Origin of the sequence: Bacillus sp. EB106-08-02-XG196, assembly GCF_013396335.1 — a bacterium.
Taxonomy (GTDB): Bacteria; Bacillota; Bacilli; order Bacillales; family Cytobacillaceae; genus Neobacillus.
On sequence record NZ_JABWSY010000001.1, the window covers coordinates 84,216 to 104,079 of the forward strand.

Consider the following 19,864-nt stretch of genomic DNA (forward strand, 5'->3'; position numbering starts at 1 on the left):
CCTTCTTATAATTTATATTAAATTATTTTCAATAAGGTGAACATCATAAGCTGCATTTGGGTGGTTCTTACCTGTAGTATATCTTATTTCCTTTAGTGTATTTTCCGCGAAGTATGAATCACCTTGAGTTCCAAGGTGGATATTAAATTGCCCTACTGTACCACCCTTGCCGTTAAATAAATTACGAAATATTCGCCAATTTTGTGTTCTTTCCCATATATATATATAAGATTTATTAAAGGTATTATCAAAAATAGAATGGTTTGCTCCTGCTGTCGTTACAATACCTAATGTGGAGTTAAATGTATTGTTTTTAACAATATCACCCACCATTGCATCCCAGCCATCTTCCCAGACAGTATCACACCCCGGTGGTCTTCCTCCATTACCTGTGAATGTATTTCCTGATATAGACCAATCTTGTCCACCAGTCATTGCTAATCCTGAAGTCCAACTATCTGAAAGTATAGAGTTTTTAATAAAACATCTTCGCGGTATTCCTAATGTGCGTATAAAAGCAACTGCACCATTATAATCTGTATCACCGGAAGTAGGGGCCGTATCCTGATAAACGACAATCTTTGCATAGTAGGCATTTTGTGGTTTATCGTAACAGTAATATTGCAAATTGTACCGTTGGACTTCAAGAAATTGACGATTAACATCATAAAAATAAATGCTGTATAATCGTGAACGTAAGAAACGATAATCCCAATAACCTTGATTATAGCCCACCATATAATAATTTCCTAAACGTGATATATCAATAAAGTTAGGTGTGCGGAAATGATAAGTAACGATATTATCATCATTAACACCTGAATGATCAATATTACCTGGTTCAAAATTGGAATAGGTAAACCAGGCATCACCTGTACCATCTTTCATACGTTTAGTTTCTGTTTTAACGTTAAAACCAGGTGATTTACTAAAAGTGCATAATTCAAACCCGGATTTGTAGGCATCACCAATTAGTAAAGAAACACAATCTTCATGTGACCCTGCAATAGTTGTAAAGTCCTTTTCCCCATATACATGTGCATTAACCAGTTTTGTGTATTCCACGTTATCCATTTTAAACATTTCATATCCGGTCGATGTTTTAGCACTAATTTCGATATTTATCTTGGAATTGTTAAAGTCAATTATCATATTGCTAGGAAAATTTATTGTACCTGCCATTGGCGTAACAAGATAAGTTCCATATGGGAATAAAATCTTTTTATACCCCATTGACTTAGCAAAGTTTAAAGCATTGATAATTCCAATTGTGGTTTCAGAAGAATGGGTATTATCTAAATAAATACCATAACTTGAAGCTGTTACGTAATATATATCCGTTGGTGTTAGAGTTTGTATTATTGGCTCTTTAACCTCAACTGTAAAACTTTTAGAATATGTTCTTGTACGATCAAAAGCTGTAATAATTGAAGTTCCCTCTGAGACACCTTCTAAAACCCCATAATGTATCGTGCATATTTCAGGGTTCGATGTTTCCCATTCAACTATATTGCTATACATCACATCATAGGGGTATCTTGTAGCCATAGCGGAGAAGTTTTCACCTACTTCAAGGGTTTCGATGCTTTTATTTATAGAAATCTCCTGAAATAATCCACCATCTATTAATTCCATTTTAAATGTTCCGCAATCCACTAATGTATCCGGGGTTCCTGTAAATAAACCACCATCCACTAACATTCACCTCCATCAACTTTTACTGTATTGATTTATTGCTTTTAAATAATTGGTTAAAGTTGCTTGTCCCGCCACCGGTTGCATTTGTTAACTGAAGCTTGTCCTCCAGTTTGGGGTAGTCTGTCTAGACCCCCAGCATTTGGTGATAAATGATATATTGGCATCTCTCGAAAATATCGCTTTTGGTTCTTACCATTGAAGAAGTAAGCCTCAGTACTAGGATTTAAGTGGCTGCTTCCTAAAACCTTTTGTTCTTCTATTCCATATATATGAATGTAATCAAAAATGTGTGATTAATTAAATGCAGCTTCCAGACATAGAAAAGGTTAAGAAATGGCTAGGTGTGGGAAAACTAATTTAAATTAAAGTCGAAGGGAATTTTCGGATAAAAGAGGAAGTTTACCCCACCTTTTAATAGGAATGGTGGGGATAATCAAAGTTTTCAACAATTTCAGAAGAGTAACCTTCAGTGTTCCACAAATGAATAATGCAGTAAAGATTATGGACCATAAAATATTGAAATAGTATGTTACTATTAAATAGTAACTGTAATCCATCACCAATACATATCAACAGAAATACAGTTACTAAATTTCCCATTAGGTTAACCGTAAAATTATGGCATTAACAATTTAAAAAAATACTTATTTCTATAAATTAACCAATTTTCTTAGTTCTAAACTTTTTATATTCTAGTTTTGTATAAAAAAATTGTTTAACTCTCTTTCTCATTGGTTCTTCGTAACAGTGATATAGCAGGGAACTAGTAATCAGAGTAAGAATAAAGCATAGACAGATTAGTAAAGTCATGTTAATATCAGGTTTCCATAAAAACAAAATATATGACAGTATAAGATTATGAACCATATAAAATGAAAAGCTTATTTCACCTAAATAAACTAAAATTTTATTTTTTAATAATGTTGAAATTATTCCTTTTTGGAATGCAAAAATAAAAATTATTAAACTCCAAAAGGGAGCAAAAACTAACCCATAACGAAGATTGTCATTAAATTGTGGAGATAAAACAACTGTTACAATTATCATTATTAGGGTAATAATCTCAAGCAATGTAGCATTAGTTTTTGACATTTTTGAAAAGTTTTTTTGGAGTTTGAGGTATATTACCCCTAATACTACTCCTACTATAAACTCAAAAATCCGGGTAACTGGAAAAAAATAAACAAACCATCTTGTTAAGGCCAAGTTACTTGGCAAAATCGAAAATAAAATCAATAAAAAAACAAAACAAACTACTGTAATAATACCTATTCTAAGAAGATTGTCTTTGTATTTTAATATCAGATGGACAATAAAAGGAAACAAGGCATAAAAGAAAATTTCATCTGATAGACTCCAAGAAACGCCATTAAATGATATGTTTCCGAAAGGGATAAAACTGTGTATTAAGCTTAAATTTGTTATAGCTTGAAAGACATACAGAATAGGTTCATGTTTTAGTGGAATAAAAAAATAGTATGGGACTGCAAAAAGAAATGTCAGTATATGAATCGGATAAATCTTTGAAAACCTTGCAATAAAGAATTTTTATAACTCTTTATTATTTATTACTCCTTCAAACAAAGCGCTATAATTGTAAACTAATATAAAACCAGAAAGTACGAAGAAAAAGCTTACTCCTAAAAATCCCGTTTTATAATCTTTTAAAAGCCCTGCATGAAAAATAAAAACCAATAAGGCTCCGATGAATCGAAACGAAGTCAATGTATTAAGTTTTGTATCAACTCTGTTCAAATCATTTTGATAACCAAATTTCAAATTTCCCCACCTCCTCCAATTATTATTAATTACCTACATTTTCAAATACATAATTAAAATGGAAAAAAAGGATTTCAATAAACCTTTTGTCCACCTAATTTTCCTCTAAATTAGTAATTAGCAATTCAGCAATTTTAAAGTCCATAGCATCATCAATATCAATAGAAGTTTCTTTTGACATGACTAGAGCATAGCATTTTTCATTATAGATGTTTTGAGTGGACATTAAGTGTTCGCATTTAATTATATACAGTGCACCATTAATACGATAATACGTCGGTAAACTTTGTCGGGGAACTTTTACTAAGTCTTGGTTTAAAAAGTTCTTGAGAGAATGATCTTCCGGTATCGTATTACACCACAATGGTGAATGGTCTACTTCACACACTGATACTACAGTTTTGGCTTTTTTATCCTTGAAAATTTTATATCCATTTATGATATCCTCTGATTTTCTAAGTGGTGAAGTTGGTTGAAGTAAAAATACAGTATCAAATTCTTTTCCCATTTCCTGATAATTAAATAAAGCTTCTTTAACAACATCCCAGGATGAAGCATTATCAGTTGATAACTCATCACTCCTTAAAAATGGAACGCTTGCCCCCCACTCATGTGCAATCCTTGCATATTCATGAGAATCAGTTGATACAAAAATCTCATCAAATAAATTAGACTTTCTAGCAGCTTCAATTGTATAAGCCATTAATGGTTTTCCATTTAATATCTTAATATTTTTATCCAGTAGACCTTTTGAGCCACTTCTAGCTGGAATAATTGCAATATTACGCAATTATCTCACCTCATAATTGTAGAATTTTTTCTTCAGGATAATTCGGTTATTAAATAGAAAATCTTTTAAGGTTACAATTACCTTGTCTGATGTTTCTCCATTCCCATATGGATTATCTGTCTTCTTTGCTTTATCTTTGAATTCTTCAGTTAATGCTAAATCAATTGCCTTTTCAATATCACCATGTCTTGGCTCACAATCAATTACACTATCTGCTTTCATTCTACCTTTTTGACGGTCTCCAATGTTGATTGTGGGGATACCAAAGCTAGGTGCTTCTAATAGCCCGCTTGATGAATTTCCAATTACTAGAGTACAATATTTTAACGCACTTAAATATCTAATAATACCTAATGAAGTAAACGCTATAGCATTATTGTTTTCCTCTATATAAGCATCAATCATATTATTAATAATGCGTCCATTTGCATCAGCGTTAGCCTTTGTAAATATAAAATTCATATTTTGATATCTTCTACATACATCCAATAAAGCTTGGAACTGCACTTCTGAATTGTCATCTTCTAAGGTTACCGGATGAAAAGTTACCATCGCATAGGGGTAATCCAGTTTGAAACCGATTGAAGACTCTAACTCACTTTTATCCATTAAATTTTGGTTAAAAATATTCTCTATACCTACTGCTCCAACACAAAATACCCTATCTGGATGTTCTCCCAATTGAATCACACGCATTCGATATTCTTCGGTACTTGTAAAATGTAAATAACTTAGTTTCGTAATTGCATGACGAATAGCCTCATCTACAGCTCCTTCAGTTGCTTCCCCACCGTATAAATGGGTAATTGGAATTCTTTGATTCATCGCTGCTATACTAACCGCCAATGTCTCATATCGGTCTCCGAGAACAATTAGCATGTCTGGCTTCAATTTTTCAAAATAATCTGCAAAACTAATCATTGCTAGCCCCATAGATTTAGTAATCGCTGTAGGCGTGTCCGCACTTAAAAGCATTTCAATTTTCTCATCAATAGCGATTCCGTCCTGCTCGATTTCCTTATAAGTTAACCCGAATTCTGGTGATAAATGTGCTCCTGTAACAACTACACGCACATCAAATTCTGAAACATCATTTAATTTTTTTATTATTGGTTTTAATAGTCCATATTCTGCTCTTGTAGCAGTAAGAATACTTATTTTCTTCACAATTCGATCAACTCATCTTCTTCAAAATCTCGAACAGCTGTTTTTCCAATTACTTCAAACCATTTCATTGGACTTACTCCATTTCCTGGTCTTTTAACAGTCAAATTTCTTTCTGTAAAAATCTCGCCTTTTTTTATTTCACAATTAGCAATAATACTTTTTCTAGCAATCACCATATTCTTTTTCTCTGATTCTGTAGGTGATTTTTCACCGTTGCCTATTGCTAATTCCACATTCCTTATAGCACTAATCATGGCCTTAAGTTCATTTGGTTCTAAGCTTGCCTTATGGTCTGGTCCATCCATATTTCTATCGAGGGTAAAATGTTTCTCAATTACAGTTGCCCCCATCGCAACTGCTGCAATTGGGACTTCAATACCCTTTGAATGGTCTGAGTAACCGAAAGGTAAACCAAACTCATTATGTATCGTTATCATTGCTGCTAAATTTACATCAGTAAACGGTGTAGGATACTCTGTTGTGCAGTGAAGTAATGTTATTTCTCCAGACCCATTTTCTATAAGAACATTTAGAGCAATCCGAATATCTTCCATCGTACTCATTCCTGTAGAGAGAATAACCGGTTTTTTTAATTTTGCAATTCTGATTAGATAAGGAAGGTTCGTAATTTCTCCAGAAGGGATTTTCCACTTTTTCATGTCTATACTATTTAAAAAATCGATACTATCAAAGTCAAAACCCGTTGAGAGAAATTCAATCCCTGTTGATTTACAATATTCACTTAGTTCAAAAAATTCTTTAAATGATAACTCTAATTTTCTTAACATATCCAATTGACTCTCATCAGAATTAGTTTGGAATTTTTGATAATCTGCCTTTTTAGCATTCTTTGAGACAATATTTTTTGATATAAAGGTTTGAAATTTTATACAGTCCGCACCGGATTCCTTGACACTATCCACCATATTTTTCGCTATTTCTAAGCTCCCATTATGATTAACTCCAGCTTCTGCTATTATGTAAACACTCACTTTGGTCAAACCTCCTTACATGGGTTTCCGTATGCAACAACACCATTACCTATATCATTCAACACAACACTTCCCATTCCAATCATTGTATTTGAACCTATGCTTATTTGCTGCTTAATTACACTTTTTGCACCAATATGCGTTTTTGCACCAATCCGAACATGACCACAGAGAACCGCACCTGGAGCAATATGAGAAAATTCTTCAATAATGCAATCATGTTCTATTACAGCGGATGTATTGATAATGGCACCGTTATGAATAAAAGAGCCAGCATTAATCACCGTATTTTTACCTATAAAAATACCATTATCTAACTTAGCTTGATTACTTACATGAGCAGTTCTATCAACAATGTTTGGAATCTTAAACCCTATTTTTTCTAACAGAATAAAAAGTTTTAAACGGAGTTTCGGATTTCCAACACTACCTACAGTTACAAAAGCTTCATTAAATCCTGTTTTATATAGTCTTGATAGATCTTCATCACATCCAATAATGGGTACACCTAAGACGCTTTCTCCTATATTTTCCTCTTGATCAATTACACCAATATCAGAATACTGATTTGTTTTTAATAGGGTATCTATTACAGATTTACAATGTCCTCCTCCACCTATTAAAAGAATTTTATTATACATTTTGCACTAACCTTTTCGTCATCTTTTCCATTTCATCCAGCTGTCCCATATCAAGCCATGCATTTTCACTAATTGGATAAACACCTATTTTTTCTCCAGCTTTCTTATATTTATCAATGATGTCTGGAAATCCAATAGCTTTATTTTCTTCAAGTTCTTCAATCACTCTTGACTCAACGACATACATACCAGTATTAGTAAAGAAGGAGAATTTTGGTTTTTCCTTCATTTCCTCTATTTCACCAGTATCATTAATTTGAATAACACCATAAGGTATTTTAATATTTTTTAGAGAGCATACCATTGTTATAAGATTTTTCTCTTTCTTATGATAATCATAGATTTTTTCATAATCTCCATCGATGAGGATATCACAATTTGTTAGAATAAATGTGGAATTTATTTTCCCTTTTAGTAAACTTAACCCACCACCAGTACCTAAAGGCTGGTCTTCGTCAACATAGTTGACTTCATAGTTTTTCTCTATTTCATTGAAATAAGCCTTAATCATATTTTTTTTATGATTAACGACAAGAAAGTATTGATTATTTCCATATTCATTAAAGCTATTTATAATATGTTCTGCAATTGGTATTTCTCCAATAGGTATTAAAGGTTTAGGAAGAACTTGAGTATAAGGATATAATCTTGTTCCTAGTCCACCAGCCATAATAACAACAGGAACTTGAAGATCCTTTTGTCGCTTAATTTCATCATTCCATAACACTACTGATACGATATCTTTTTCATTATTTAAGATAGGCAAAGCCTCAATAGAATACTTTCTCATATATTCTTTTGCAGACATTTTTTCCTCTTCATAGATATATTTCGGGTTGTAGTTAGCAATATCTTTCACTTGTGCTTCTAGGTTACCTTTTTTTAGTATCCATCGTCTAATGTCACCGTCAGTAATTGCAGCAACAAATTGTCCATCTCTTATAACGAAAAGTACTTTCTTAGCCACTTTATCAAGTACTTCCATTGCTTCTATCATCGTTGAATTTTCGTCAATCAAAAAATCATTAATATCCAATCTATCCACCCCCATTAATCTATTGATTTTTTTCTGGACTCCTTAAGCAATCTATTACGTATTGAACATCTTCTTTGCTTAGGTTTGAACTGCATGGTATATTAATAACATGTCCTAAATAGTTACTAGCCTTTTCAATTTTATATGCTTGGCACCCTACATAAGGACTCTGCTCACTGATTAGGCCCCAAATTGGTCTTATTTGTATTTTTTTTGAAGCTAAATATTTTATTATTTCATCTCTATCGAGTGGATATTCATCATTCACATACAATGAATAGAACCAATAGTTGCTCCTAATGCCCTTTTCAAAATTAAGAATTGAAAGACCCTGAATATTATTTATTTTCTCTTTATAAAGTTTATAATTATCTCTTTTAGTTTGGATAAAGCTCTCTAATTGCTCTAGTTGGGCTAATCCGATTGCTGCCTGAAGATTCGTCAATCGATAGTTATAGCCAATTTCATCATGTATATAATACAACTCGTCACTCTTAGCCTGCGTTGTGAGATGCTTCGCCTTTCTTAACAGCTCTTTATCATTAGAAACAATCATTCCGCCACCACCGGTGGTAATAATTTTATTCCCATTAAACGAGTAAACACCCACCGTACCTATTGTACCTGCGTATTTCCCCTTATACTTGCCTTCGGTATAATAAGTTCCAATAGCCTCAGTTGAATCTTCGATTACCTTTATATTAAACTTATCAGCTATTTCCATTATTTGCTCCATATTAGCCATATTACCGAATACATGGACAATTATTACGGCTTTAATATGCCTTTGTGTCTTTTTGTTGATTAGCCTTCCATCTATTAAACTACATTCCATTTTGCAAAACTCTAAAAGTTTGTCCGCATCCATACAAAGAGAGTCGTCACAGTCCATAAAAATTGGTTCCGCACCAATATACTTAACTGGGTTAACTGCAGCAATAAATGTTAGTGTAGGGACAATAACTTCATCATCTCTTGTAACACCACAAACTTTAAGTGAGATGTGAAGGCCAGATGTTCCATTTTGAACAGAAACAGCACCTTTTGATTTTACATATTCAGCCAACTTTTCTTCAAATTCATTAACATAAGGACCACCAGTTGAAACCCACTCCGTTTCAACCGCATGCGTGACATATTCTAATTCTCTTCCTTTTAAGGTAGGTACAGAAAGAGGAATAAATTTCCGACTCATGTTTCACGCTCCTAAATGTTATAAATATCTGTTTTGTATTTATCTAAATTATTTTTAAAGAATTTAATTGTTTCCGCAAGTCCTTGTTCAAAAGTATATTTCGGCTTCCAGTTTGTTAAACTTTTGATTTTTTCATTAGACCCAAGCAACCTGTTAACCTCACTATTTTCCGGCCTTAACCTTTGTTCATCACAGACTATTTTTACTTTTGGATTGATTTGTCTGATAAGTTCTTCTGCAAGTTGGCCTATTGAAATTTCGTGTTGGGTCGCGATATTAATTTCTTCACCAATGGTATTTTTTGATTTTGCGATTTCAATAAAGCCATTAGCCGTGTCTTTTACAAAGTTAAAATCCCTAGTGGGAGTCAATAACCCAAGTTTTATTTCTTCCTCTCCTGAAAGTAACTGAGTAATAATAGTTGGAATTACAGCTCTTGCAGATTGACGTGGTCCATAGGTATTAAAAGGTCTAACAATTGTAATTGGCATATTAAAACTTCTATAAAACGATTCAGCTAATCTATCTGATCCTATTTTCGTAGCAGAGTAAGGTGATTGCCCTTGGTAAGGATGTTTTTCATCAATTGGCACATATTGTGCGGTACCGTAGACTTCAGATGTCGAAGTAATTAGTAATCTAGAAGTTTCTAATTCTCTTGCTGCCTGCAATACATTTAGTGTACCTTTAATGTTAGTGTCTACATATGTATCCGGTGAATGATAGCTAAAGGGAATAGCAATAAGCGCGGCTAAATGGTATACCTCCTCCATTCCTTTCATTGCCTCTTTTACACCATTCGGGTCTCTTATATCTCCTGTAAAAACCTCAACCTGGTTCATAATATCCTTTGGAAGTGTATCTAACCATCCCCAAGAATTAAATGAGTTATAGTATGCAAATGCTTTGACTTTATGTCCTTGTTTTACTAATTCTTCAGTTAAGTGGCTCCCTATGAATCCATCTGCCCCTGTTACCAAAATTTCTCTCATTTAACTTACACCTCATATATTTATTCGGATTTTATTTCTTGTTGTATTTATTATTTAGTTTAATTAATAAAAGAATATATCTAGTAAAATTCAGTAGATACAATATTCACTTTGTATCTATTGAAGCACCAATAAATTCACCATTATTATCAAATAATTCATCAAAGTTTACCCGTGGAAACACTTCTAGTTTTCCTCCCCTTGTCGCGTTATAAATTTTCACACCTTTTTTATCGCAATATTTCTTCGCAGACAAATAAGCTTCTGTCATAGAATATAAATTTACGGGATTTTCTTTATTGTGTTTAACTGTATAATTTTCATCAAAGTGGTCTTTTCCCATCAACTCTTTATTAATATCAATACTCCCGTCTTTTTTCTTAGTTATTCCAAAATTATGGTCAACACCAATAAGATAAATATTTTTAAATCCCATATATGCTGCAAGCTGAATATTTGCATATGTAACTGTTCCATGTTGGAATATTTTTTTTGACACGTCATTACTGAATCTTGGTAACGCATTATTTTCAAGTTCATAATAAGATCTTAAAAAAATACAATCTTTATCAAACTGTTTTTTTAACGAAGGATAACTTGTATTTGAAACAACTACAAACATCTGCTTCTTTTGCATGTTATAAACTTCATCAAAAAATTTACTTGCCATTAATGAGTCGGTAATAGTATAGAAATAAGGTTTCCATACAGTTTTATCTAAAAGTAAATTAATTCTATTGCAAGAAAAAGATACCTGACTTTTAATTTTATTTAGATCTTCTACTGTTAAACTTGGACCGTTCCCAATAATAAAGCAGCTTTCGCCCATATGACGGTTTTTAAGATTCTTAGCTTTTTGTGACAAAGTTCTTATTCTTATATTTATATATGATGGTTTAATATTTTTTCTATATGTCCATATAAAGAATGACAATACATTATTAGTTGATTTTTTTATTAAATTTATCATTTTATATCTCCAAACAATTCATCAAAATTCCTTAGTTCAAATACATCTAGATATGTAACTCGTGTTGCGTTAAATATTTTTCTATCGGAACTTCCATATACTAATTTCGCTTTTTCCATTCCAATATACATTTCTTCCGGTGCCTGTCCTGGTCTCTTTTCGTTTACTTTAATGTAGTCTTCACTAAAATATATTTGCGAATTTTCATCTTTTTTTAAGCACGATAAATCTTTTGTTTTTGAAATTGCCCCTTTAAAATTGTAATCATGTCCAACCAAAAACACTTCTGAAAATCCCATATAATGAGCTATTTGAAGCATATGATATGAGACAGTTCCTGAAGAATACAACGATTCCATAATATTAGTTGAAAAAGAACCGCGTTTGTTCTTATAAAAGTTATTATTAAAATATATATCTGCATTAAATAAATGTTTATAAACCTTTAATGTAAATTTTGTCTTTGCTTCAACAAAATTTATATCTTTAACATTTTCCTCTAATACTATGGGATCAACAACCATATAAAATGTTGGTCTCCAAGTAGTCTTTTTAAAGATTTTATAAATTTTATTAGAAGCAAAAGTAAATTCACCTTTCAATTTTTCTAAATCCTCTGATTTCAAACTGGGGCCATTACCAATAATGAAACAACGCTCACCTTTATATTTGTTTTTTAACCCTAAAATTTTATAGTTATTTTTGGTTAAAGGGATATTAAGTTTCGCGAAAGAATTAACAATATAAAAGATAATTAAATATAGAGTATTGTAAACTTTAATTATACTTTTTTTTACTTTAAACATTTTCATTCTCCTAAACTTAAAGGCTAAATTGGTGTTTTTGGCATTATTATTTTTTCACAATCAAATCAATAAATTCTCTAACTGCTCCATTTCCACCATTAGATTTACAAACATAATCTACTACATCAATAACCTCATTCATTGCATCTGCTGGGCAAGCTTTTAAATAGCAAACTTTCATACAATCAAGATCGTTTACATCATCACCGATATACGCAACATTTTCATAAGTTAACTGGTATCTCTTAATTACCTCGTCCAAAACCTTCAGTTTATCGTCAACACCTTGATAAACTTCTTCAATCTTTAGTTCAGCAGCACGTTTCGATAATATCTCTGATTTCTTTCCTGTAATGATAACGGGTATCATATTATACTTTTCAATATTAATTAACCGGTAGCCATCTTTTACATTAAATGCCTTAAATACCTCACCACTATCACCTACATAAATTTTCCCATCGGTAAGAGTACCGTCTACATCCATAACTAGCATTTTTATTTTTGATAGATTTTTATCTTTAATCATATGATTATCCCCACTCCTAGAATATCGTTAACTCTTATTGTTCCTACCAGTTTATTATCCTTAACGATTGGCAATGCAGAGATATTATTATCTTTCATCATCTTAAGTGCATCTACTGCGAGCATTTCAGAACCTATATATAATGGTGTTTTAGCCATTACATCATCAACTGACAAATCAAAAACATTCACTTCTTTTGTAAACGTTCTTCTTAAATCACCATCCGTAAAGACTCCGACTAATTCATGAAGTTCATTTACAATATTAATAATCCCTATAGCTTTAGTACTCATTTCAATAATAGCGTCCTTTAACTTAGTCCCTGCTCCTACAACTGCATTTTTGTCCCCTGCATGCATAATATCTTTTACTTTTATTAGCAGTTTTTTCCCAAGAGAGCCAGCTGGGTGATACATTGCGTAATTATGTTCATGGAATCCATAGATCTTCGATAAACAAACTGCTAGTGCGTCTCCCAAAACCATTTCAACCGTTGTACTTGATGTAGGTGCCAAATTCATCGCACAAGCTTCCTTAAATTTAGGAAACACAAACGAGTAATCACTATATTTAATAAGTGATGAATTTTGATTACCAGAAATCCCTATTAATGTTGACCCTATTATTTTTATATTAGGTAGAATTCTAGTGACCTCTTCACTTTCTCCACTATAGCTAATGGCTATAACAATATCATTGGGAGAAATCATTCCTAAGTCTCCATGTAGTGCTTCCGCAGGATGCAGAAAAAACGATGATGTCCCTAGACTTGACATAGTTGCGGCAATCTTTCTCGAAACATGCCCAGGCTTCCCCATACCTGTTACAATTACCTTGCCGGTACACTTGGATATTAATTCTACTATTCTTACAAAACTATCATCTAAAGCATCTTTTACAAGGTTTATTGCATTTACCTCAGTTTCAAAAACAAATCTTGATTCGGAAAGAATATCTATTTGATGTTCGATGTTCATTTCAGTTTGAGCAGCTAATTGATTCAACATCATGCACCGCCTTATATACTTTGATAAGCTTTTTAAGTATAACTTCAATCTCATCAAGTCTAACCATATTAGGCCCATCGGATTTAGCATTATCCGGATCTTCATGTACTTCCATAAATAATAGATCAGCACCAACAGCAATAGCTGCTTTCGCTAAGTGTTCTACATACTCCCGATTCCCACCAGTAGACGTTAGGTTTCCACCAGGCTTTTGAACACTATGGGTTGCATCAAAAACAACTGGGTAACCGAACTTTTTCATTTCAATGATGCTGGTCATATCAACTACTAGATTGTTATAACCGAATGTGTTCCCTCTTTCGCATAAAAGAATGTTTTCATTCCCTGATTCTTCAACCTTAGTAATGACATTTTTCATATCTTTAGCAGATAAAAACTGCGCTTTTTTAATATTCACCGGCAAGCCAGTTTCAGCTGCTGCTATTAATAAATCTGTTTGTCTACATAGGAAGGCTGGTATTTGAAGCATATCGACAACCTCAGCAGCAATCCTTGCTTGGTAAGGTTCATGAATGTCTGTTACTACAGGTAACCCTAACTCATCTTTTACTCTTTTAAGAATACGTAGACCCTCATTTATTCCTGGACCTCTGAACGCTGAAACAGACGTTCTGTTCGCTTTATCGAACGATGACTTAAAAATAAAAGGAATACCCAGTAGTCCTGTAATGTCTTTCATTCTTGATGCCACTTCCATCACTTGTGTTTCTGATTCTATTACACAAGGACCAGCAATCAGAGAAAATATATTATTATTTATTGTAATGTTACCGACTTTCATTGTTTTCATTTTAATTTCTTCCTCCTAAAATAAAATCTTTATGCTCTTTCATTATTATGTGTATAAACTGGAAGTTTCCCACTTGCTAACATATACTCTTCTACCTTTTCAATATCTTTAGGAGTATCGACTGAAATTGTTTTACAGTGTGCGTTAATATAATAAATGTCCTTCCTATTCTCTATAAATCTGAAAGAGTCATTTTCTTCAATTTTTTCAATTGGTCCCCGTGCAGTATTATGATAGTATTGTAGAGCTTTTTTAGTAAAAGCCCCTACTCCCACAAATTTCTGGTATGTATAATTCATACCACCTTTAGGGAATGGTATAGGGCTGCGCGAAATGAACAGACAAATCCCATCTTTATTTGTTACTATTTTTAAATTCGTTGTATCCACTACTTCAACCGGATCAGTAAAATCTGTCATTAGATTTGATACATAGAAATCTTCTTTTTCCAACTCAACAGGAATACATTTTATGATATCTTTTGCTTCTATCACTGGCTCGTCACCATTTACCATTACATATAGATCTGCATCTGTTTTTTGGGATACTTCATAAAGCCTTTCTGTTGCTGTATCATGCTCCTTTGAGGTCATGATTACTTTTGCACCAAAGTCTTCACATACTGATCTAATTTCTTCGCTGTCTGTAGCAATATATACTTCTTCAAAACATTCAACTTCTTTAGAATGTGTGTAGACCCACCAAACCATAGGTTTTCCAAAAATATTTGCTAAAGGTTTATTATAAAATCTGGCAGAACCGCCTCTTGCAGGTATTACTCCAACTATTCTCATACTTGATACCACGCTTTCAAAATAATATTTTGTCAAAATCTATTCTGTCAAAGACTTCTAGTTTCCCTCCACGAGTTGCATTAAAAATTTTTATATTGTGATTGTCTGTAAATTTTTTTGCAGCTTTAAATGCTCTGGTTGAAATTTCAATATTTGGAATATATAAATCCTCTTTGTCTGTATTATAGTTTTCAGTAAAATAGTCTTTTGCTGTTTCATCAGATACAATTTCACCGTTATCATTTATCATCTTACTGAAGTTATGGTCAACACCTAATAGATAAATCTCTTTAATACCCATATAAACTGCCATTTGAATGGCCGTATAGGCTACTGTATTTCCCCAGTATATGCCTTTAACGATGTCTTCAGAAAACCTCGGTTCGACATTCCTATCACCAAACTTAAAGATATAATAATTTGCATTATTAAAATGAATCTTATAATCCCATGGGAAGTTAACAGGGAAAAATTTGTTTTCTATCTTTAATTTATTTATCTCTTCTTTACTTTTAAAAATAGTTTTATCATCTTCAGAACAGTAATAAGTAGGACGCCAATCTGTGTCATCAAAAATATAGTAAATGCGATTAAAAGCAAATGTAATTTCATTTTTTAAGAGATTGAGATCTTCAACTGTTAAACTAGGACCATTACCTACAATGAAGCATCTGTTTCCTTTATGTTTATTCTTCAATTTTTTAAGTTTTCTCCCATTAGAGGTATATGGGAAAATAAGTGTTCGAGATAATTTTATTGTCCTGTACCTTTGATTAGTTATATATTTCTTTATTACCATTTGACTACTCTCTCAAAAATAATTGTTTATATTTAATGTGGAGCCTCCGTGCATTATGTTTTCCAAGTATTAGTTTCCCAAAATTAATTACTCCAATTAGTGTTGTTTTATAAAGGGGGTAATACCATTTATGCATAAAAGCTACTTGTTTTTGGTCCTTTTCAGGTCTCCATGAAGAGGTGAAATGATGGATGCAATAAGTTTTTTTAGAGAAATCTCTATTTCCATTAGCATCAATTGGACAAAAATAAGTTCTAGGATAAATACAGAATCCATTTAAAATCTGGAATTCGTTATTTACTTTCAACCCATATTCTTTTAATATTTCTGTCATAAACCGTACATTGGGAATATCCTTAATACTTCCATCCTCGTTTATAAAGTGAAGGCCATCATAGTATTCCAAAAAATTCTTTATTACTTTATGTCTCGGAACACTTCCAATTATCCCAGTTGAAACATATTTATCATTTTCAAAACAAGAAAATGCCTCATGTAATAAAAATTCATCTATGTTTTTTGTTAACTCTACATCCGTATCTAAATATATACCTCCATAATTGTAGAGGATAAATAATCTTGCATAATCAGAAACAAAAGCATATTTTTTTTTGTCATACGCTTCCTTTGTCCAAATACTAGAATTTATGTCGAAATTAGATTCATTCCATTCAATAATTTCATAATCAGGGCAAAACTTTTTCCAACTAGATATACAATTTTTTATTAATGGGGATAATTCACCTTTCCCAAACCAGCAGTAATGAATTACTTTTGGTATCATAAAAGTCATTCCTCCGATATTCTTTTAATTTTTCCCAGCGGATTTATTTGCTATCAAACCTTGCTAGCATATTTATTTTAGTTATTAATAAAATTATACAATCTTACCATTTTAAACTTTATTAAAAGTATAATAATTTTGGTCTTCCAGGAAACGTTAGGTAATTTAAAGTCCTTCAATGTTTCAGTAACTTTGGGGTGATACATGATTCTTTTAATCATATCTATTCTTTTTTTTTCATCTACCTCTGAATATTTTATTTGTCCTAATGCATTTAACGTAAAATACAACATATTAATTTGAATTTGTCTCGAAAAGTCAAATTCAACAACTTTTCCAAAATATTTTTCCATTCTTCCATTAATTTTAAGATAAGCATTCCATTTTTTTTCATTGTATGTATTCGTTGTAGAATTTGGGTTGTAGAAATAGTTATAATAATAATGACCTTTTAAGTAGTAAAAACTGGTAGCATGAAACATAATCTTCGATCCTAGTATTGAGTCTTCAGAATAATGGATATCTTCATCGTAGTATAGACTGTTATTTTTAAGAAATTCTAAATTAAATAAACAAAGCCAATTTGAAATAGTAGGTGGAAATTCAATATCCTCAAACATGATTAAACAATTGAAAAGTTCATTTTTTATGTCATCTTTTGAGTAATATCCCCCTCGTATAGGTTGTGATCGCTTATCTTCATAATCATTTGATTTTTTCTTGTAATCGCACATAATAAAATCCAGATCTAAATCTTCAGCTTTATTAAACATTTCCTGGTACATTGGAGGTTCAATCCAATCATCCGAGTCAATAAAACTTAAGTATTTTCCTTTTGCCATTTTAATACCGTCATTTCTAGCAGCTGAAACCCTAGCATTTTTTTTATGGATTACTTTTATCCGTTTATCCTGTTTTGCATAATCATCACAAATTTCACCAGAACTATCCTTGGAACCGTCGTTAATTAGTATAATTTCAAAATCTTGAAATGTTTGATTTAATACACTATCAACACAACGGTGTAAATAATTTTCTACATTATAAACTGGTATGATCACACTGATTTTTGGAACCACCTTTTTCCTCCTTTCAAAAAATTTGATATATATTTACCTTACATTGACTGTTTTAATTTATGATCTACAGATATTAACTTTCCTTTATCCACTTTAAAAACAATATCGCAATTTTCTATTGTACTTAGTCTATGAGCTATAATGATTAAAGTCTTCTCACCTTTTAGACCATCTATTGCTCTCATAATCTCTTTTTCAGTACTGTTATCTAAAGCAGATGTTGCCTCATCTAAAAAGATAATTTCCGGATTATGGTACAATGCCCTAGCAATCCCAATACGTTGGCGTTGTCCTCCAGAAAGCCTTACTCCTCTCTCCCCGACAATTGTATCTAATCCTTCAGGAAGTGAATTAACAAAATCCTCTAACTGAGCATCTTTAATTGCCTTTTGAACAGCAAGTTCATCGATGTCATTATCATCTATTCCAAATGCAACATTTTTCCTAATGGTTTCATCTGATAAATATATGGATTGTGGGATATAACCAATTTTATTTTTCCAGATTGGCAAAAGTTCATTTAACTCCTTCCCATCTAAAAATACTAGACCCTTCTCAGGTTCCAAGAGACCCAGTATTATATCAACAATAGTTGTTTTACCAGCACCAGAAGTTCCAACAAAAGCAACTGAATTACCAATAGGGATGTTTAAAGATACATCTTTTATTGAATATTCATCTTGGTTTGGATAACGGAAGTATACATTTTCCAAATTTATCGATTTTTTGAATGTCTTTTCACCTTTAGCCACCTTTACTGGTTTCGACTCATTGATTTCTTTTTCAGACTTTGTTTTTCTTTCTAAATTGTCTTCAATTAAATCATTGTAAACTACTGTTAAAGCTGGTTGACTGAATCGTATTGTTGATAAACTAGCAACAATTCTATTTATTGAAGGCATAAGGCGAAAAGCTGCCATTGCAAATAATGACATAGTTGCTACTAAGTTGGTCGAATTGGTCCCTTGAAAAACAATAATAATCATCGTAATAAGGACAACTGAAACTAATAATGTTTCGATGAAAAGCCTGGGTACTTGGTCCAGCATATTTTTAAAAATAGTATTACTAGCCATGATTTTACTTTGTTTTTCATATGAATTTACAAAGTAACGTTCCTTTCCTGAAACCTTTATTTCTTTACTTGCCCCTAATCCTTGATTGACCCATTTAATGACCTCACGGCTAATCTTTTGATTTTCCTTTCCTAAATAAGTGATTTTAGTACGGAAAATTTTAAAGAAAATAAAAATACTTCCGCCTAATAGAATTCCAGCGGTTAGAGTAGCTAATGGTGCAGTAACGATTAGTAAAGTAAGTATAGAAATAACGACTAGAATTTCAGTCAGTAATTGAAAAGTTGCTAATAATATTCCATCAAATATTTTGGCCACTTCACCATTTACATTTCTTAATAGTTCAGCGGAATTCCGTTGCAAATGAAATGTATAAGGTTTGGTTAAATACTCTTTAAACATTGAACTTGATAGTTTTACCTTTTGATTAAAAATGACTCTGTATTGTAAATAGTAAAACCCTAGTAAGTAGCCATTTTTTATAATAAAAACTGTAAGTAAAATGCCAACAGCAAATATAATAAAAGCATTTACTGATTGAAAGTTTAACAATTTGTATGCAAATGATAAAAACGGTTGTTCTTGTATCATTGTAGGATTTGTCACTATTCCAACAAAAGGAACTATTAAACCAATCCCTGCCGTTTCAAATATAGCAGCAATGATCATCATAAAAAAAAGTAATAAAAACTTTTTCTTATCTTTTTTATTAAAGAGTACCCTTAGCTTTTTAAATGTATCTTTCAATTTAGTCACACCTTAAATTTATTATTACCAACCGTTCACTATAATGAACGATAACAACAAAAAAAATACGTATTTTACGATATCTTAAAATTATGGTTACCAAAGTTTCCTTTTTTTAAAATTATAAACTACAATATGTTCTTATTAAAGAACATTCCTTCGACATTATTCT

20 protein-coding genes are annotated in these 19,864 nt (G+C 31.9%); all 20 read right to left on the bottom strand.

Annotated features, from left to right (window positions below; translation table 11 throughout):
- Window positions 1–12: 12 nt before the first annotated feature.
- Complete coding sequence (locus tag MLOOGBEN_RS00380; protein ID WP_179156288.1) at window positions 13–1,695, bottom strand: hypothetical protein; 1,683 nt, start codon at window positions 1,693–1,695, stop codon at window positions 13–15.
- A gap of 660 nt (window positions 1,696–2,355) precedes the next feature.
- A complete protein-coding gene (locus tag MLOOGBEN_RS29650; protein WP_179156840.1) occupies window positions 2,356–3,237 on the bottom strand; it encodes an acyltransferase family protein in 882 nt (293 codons plus the stop codon).
- A 9-nt stretch (window positions 3,238–3,246) separates the two neighbouring features.
- Window positions 3,247–3,477: a hypothetical protein gene (locus tag MLOOGBEN_RS00390; protein WP_179156289.1), complete on the bottom strand. Its 231-nt coding sequence runs from the start codon at window positions 3,475–3,477 to the stop codon at window positions 3,247–3,249.
- A 94-nt stretch (window positions 3,478–3,571) separates the two neighbouring features.
- Window positions 3,572–4,267 (bottom strand): acylneuraminate cytidylyltransferase family protein, encoded by a 696-nt coding sequence (locus tag MLOOGBEN_RS00395; RefSeq protein ID WP_179156290.1) that lies wholly within the window; start codon window positions 4,265–4,267, stop codon window positions 3,572–3,574.
- Entirely contained in the window at window positions 4,268–5,434 is a 1,167-nt protein-coding gene (neuC, locus tag MLOOGBEN_RS00400) for a UDP-N-acetylglucosamine 2-epimerase (RefSeq protein WP_368737736.1), read from the bottom strand.
- Entirely contained in the window at window positions 5,431–6,426 is a 996-nt protein-coding gene (neuB, locus tag MLOOGBEN_RS00405) for an N-acetylneuraminate synthase (protein ID WP_179156291.1), read from the bottom strand. The genes neuC and neuB overlap by 4 nt, the downstream gene beginning before the upstream one ends.
- 5 nt (window positions 6,427–6,431) lie before the next feature.
- Window positions 6,432–7,067 carry an acetyltransferase gene (locus tag MLOOGBEN_RS00410; protein ID WP_179156292.1) on the bottom strand — a complete coding sequence of 212 codons (636 nt, stop codon included), beginning with the start codon at window positions 7,065–7,067 and terminating at the stop codon, window positions 6,432–6,434.
- Window positions 7,060–8,103: a sugar phosphate nucleotidyltransferase gene (locus MLOOGBEN_RS00415; RefSeq protein ID WP_179156293.1), complete on the bottom strand. Its 1,044-nt coding sequence runs from the start codon at window positions 8,101–8,103 to the stop codon at window positions 7,060–7,062. Before MLOOGBEN_RS00415 ends, MLOOGBEN_RS00410 begins: the two co-directional genes overlap by 8 nt.
- 19 nt (window positions 8,104–8,122) lie before the next feature.
- A complete protein-coding gene (locus tag MLOOGBEN_RS00420) occupies window positions 8,123–9,298 on the bottom strand; it encodes a LegC family aminotransferase (protein WP_179156294.1) in 1,176 nt (391 codons plus the stop codon).
- An 11-nt stretch (window positions 9,299–9,309) separates the two neighbouring features.
- Entirely contained in the window at window positions 9,310–10,290 is a 981-nt protein-coding gene (locus tag MLOOGBEN_RS00425; RefSeq protein WP_179156295.1) for an NAD-dependent 4,6-dehydratase LegB, read from the bottom strand.
- Window positions 10,291–10,396: 106 nt separating this feature from the next.
- A complete protein-coding gene (locus MLOOGBEN_RS00430) occupies window positions 10,397–11,260 on the bottom strand; it encodes a 6-hydroxymethylpterin diphosphokinase MptE-like protein (RefSeq protein ID WP_179156296.1) in 864 nt (287 codons plus the stop codon).
- Window positions 11,257–12,066, bottom strand: coding sequence for a 6-hydroxymethylpterin diphosphokinase MptE-like protein (locus tag MLOOGBEN_RS00435; RefSeq protein WP_179156297.1), 810 nt, complete (start codon window positions 12,064–12,066; stop codon window positions 11,257–11,259). Before MLOOGBEN_RS00435 ends, MLOOGBEN_RS00430 begins: the two co-directional genes overlap by 4 nt.
- A 46-nt stretch (window positions 12,067–12,112) precedes the next feature.
- Window positions 12,113–12,595, bottom strand: a complete 483-nt coding sequence (locus MLOOGBEN_RS00440) for a KdsC family phosphatase (RefSeq protein ID WP_179156298.1) — start codon at window positions 12,593–12,595, stop codon at window positions 12,113–12,115.
- Complete coding sequence (locus tag MLOOGBEN_RS00445) at window positions 12,592–13,602, bottom strand: KpsF/GutQ family sugar-phosphate isomerase (protein ID WP_179156299.1); 1,011 nt, start codon at window positions 13,600–13,602, stop codon at window positions 12,592–12,594. Before MLOOGBEN_RS00445 ends, MLOOGBEN_RS00440 begins: the two co-directional genes overlap by 4 nt.
- Window positions 13,574–14,413, bottom strand: coding sequence for a 3-deoxy-8-phosphooctulonate synthase (kdsA, locus tag MLOOGBEN_RS00450; protein ID WP_179156300.1), 840 nt, complete (start codon window positions 14,411–14,413; stop codon window positions 13,574–13,576). Before kdsA ends, MLOOGBEN_RS00445 begins: the two co-directional genes overlap by 29 nt.
- Window positions 14,414–14,442: 29 nt before the next feature.
- Window positions 14,443–15,243, bottom strand: coding sequence for a 3-deoxy-manno-octulosonate cytidylyltransferase (locus tag MLOOGBEN_RS00455; RefSeq protein WP_218780980.1), 801 nt, complete (start codon window positions 15,241–15,243; stop codon window positions 14,443–14,445).
- Window positions 15,224–16,006: a 6-hydroxymethylpterin diphosphokinase MptE-like protein gene (locus tag MLOOGBEN_RS00460; RefSeq protein ID WP_256988774.1), complete on the bottom strand. Its 783-nt coding sequence runs from the start codon at window positions 16,004–16,006 to the stop codon at window positions 15,224–15,226. Before MLOOGBEN_RS00460 ends, MLOOGBEN_RS00455 begins: the two co-directional genes overlap by 20 nt.
- Before the next feature lie 4 nt (window positions 16,007–16,010).
- Window positions 16,011–16,790, bottom strand: coding sequence for a glycosyltransferase family 32 protein (locus tag MLOOGBEN_RS00465; RefSeq protein ID WP_256988775.1), 780 nt, complete (start codon window positions 16,788–16,790; stop codon window positions 16,011–16,013).
- Between the two features lie 77 nt (window positions 16,791–16,867).
- Window positions 16,868–17,869, bottom strand: coding sequence for a glycosyltransferase family 2 protein (locus MLOOGBEN_RS00470; protein ID WP_179156304.1), 1,002 nt, complete (start codon window positions 17,867–17,869; stop codon window positions 16,868–16,870).
- Between the two features lie 38 nt (window positions 17,870–17,907).
- Window positions 17,908–19,701 carry an ABC transporter ATP-binding protein gene (locus MLOOGBEN_RS00475; RefSeq protein ID WP_483296369.1) on the bottom strand — a complete coding sequence of 598 codons (1,794 nt, stop codon included), beginning with the start codon at window positions 19,699–19,701 and terminating at the stop codon, window positions 17,908–17,910.
- Between the last annotated feature and the right edge of the window lie 163 nt (window positions 19,702–19,864).